The organism is Oceanobacillus locisalsi, assembly GCF_042675985.1.
Classification (GTDB): Bacteria; Bacillota; Bacilli; order Bacillales; family Amphibacillaceae; genus Oceanobacillus; species Oceanobacillus locisalsi.
This window is the reverse complement of the sequence record NZ_JBHTKK010000058.1, coordinates 1-1,509: the sequence shown is the minus strand read 5'-3', so window position 1 is coordinate 1,509 and position 1,509 is coordinate 1. Positions and strand designations below refer to the sequence as shown.

The window sequence follows — 1,509 nt, the reverse complement described above, 5'->3', positions numbered from 1 at the left end:
GACAAACCGAACGTAGAGGGAAATGTTGGTCATATTTCAACCTGGATTATTGCTTCTCTTCGAAAAGAGAAATTCTTCTCACTGCCAGAATTAAACAAAGCTATTTGGGAAAAGTTAAAGATTGTGAATACAAGAGATTTCCAGAAAAAAAGAGGGAACAGGCAGGAAGCATTTTTAAAAGAAGAAAAATTCGCTTTGATTCCCCTGCCCCGTTCCCCATTTGAAATGGCATGTTGGAAACAAATTATTGTCCAACCTGATTACCACATCAAGATTGATAAGCATTTTTACTCTGTTCCCTATGATTATATCAAATGTGTGGTAGACGTTCGAATAACACGAAATATAATAGAAGTTTTTTATAAAAATATACGTATCGCTTCTCATAAGAGAATAATTGGAGGTAGTAATGAATTTATCACCCTCCCGGATCATATGCCGAGAGACCATAGGAAATACGCTGAATTTGATAAAGCATTTATTTTAGATTGGGGCGCAGGTGTTGGTACATCTGCCTTATTAGTCATTGAAAGAATAATAGAATCGTATCCAACAGAAAAACAAGGATTAAAAGCCACGTACAGCTTAATGAAACTTGCGGATAAATACTCTATTGAACGTATAGAGAGAGCTTGTGAAAGGGTATTATCTTACACTGCAAGACCGAAGATAAAAAGCATACAAACCATCCTGAAAACGGGTCATGATAAATTACCGTTCGATGATCAAAAAAATCAATCCAGCAAACGAGACACGAAAACGAGTTATGGATTCACTCGTGGGGCTGCTTATTATGGAGGGAAAGATAATGACAACAGATAATACATTGACAAAATTAACAGATATGAGAATGGCAGCGATGGCAGAAACATTTAGAGAGCAATTGAAAGATGCGTCTTATCAAGAAATGTCTTTTGAAGATCGTTTCGGATTACTGGTAGATATCGAATGGACAAGAAGGCAGAATAATAAACTGGATCGCCTTATCAAAGCAGCTGAGTTTCGTGATTCACAGGCCTGTATTGAAAACATCGAGTACCATTCAGATCGAAAGTTAGATAAAACTCAAATTTTGCGTTTAGCCACCGGGCATTATATTGAAGAATGCCACAATATTATTTTGATGGGGGCTTCAGGAAATGGAAAAACTTATTTAGCATGTGCCTTTGGCATAGCTGCATGTCGCCAATTATATAGAGTGAAATATATTCGTCTTCCTGACTTATTAGATGAATTAGCCATTGCGAGAGGAGAAGGAACATACCGAAAAACCATGAAGAAGTATAAGAAAATCAACTTACTTATTCTAGATGAATGGCTGTTAACTCCTTTAAAAGAAACAGAAGCAAGAGATCTACTAGAAATCGTAGAAGCACGTCATCAGAATGCATCTACCATTTTCTGTTCTCAATTTGATCCTCGAGGCTGGCATGAAAAGATTGGCGAAATTACGTTAGCCGATGCGATATTAGACCGAATTGTACATGATTCATATCCCATTATGATTGA

The 1,509-nt window shown here is 36.8% G+C and carries 2 protein-coding genes; both read left to right on the top strand.

What is annotated here, in order from left to right:
• Positions 1-822, top strand: an 822-nt coding sequence (locus tag ACFQ19_RS20200) for a Mu transposase domain-containing protein (protein WP_449290096.1), incomplete at its 5' end; no start/stop codon positions are given.
• A partial coding sequence (gene istB / locus ACFQ19_RS20195) for an IS21-like element helper ATPase IstB (RefSeq protein ID WP_379594662.1) occupies positions 809-1,509 on the top strand: 701 nt, incomplete at its 3' end. The genes ACFQ19_RS20200 and istB, both read left to right, overlap by 14 nt.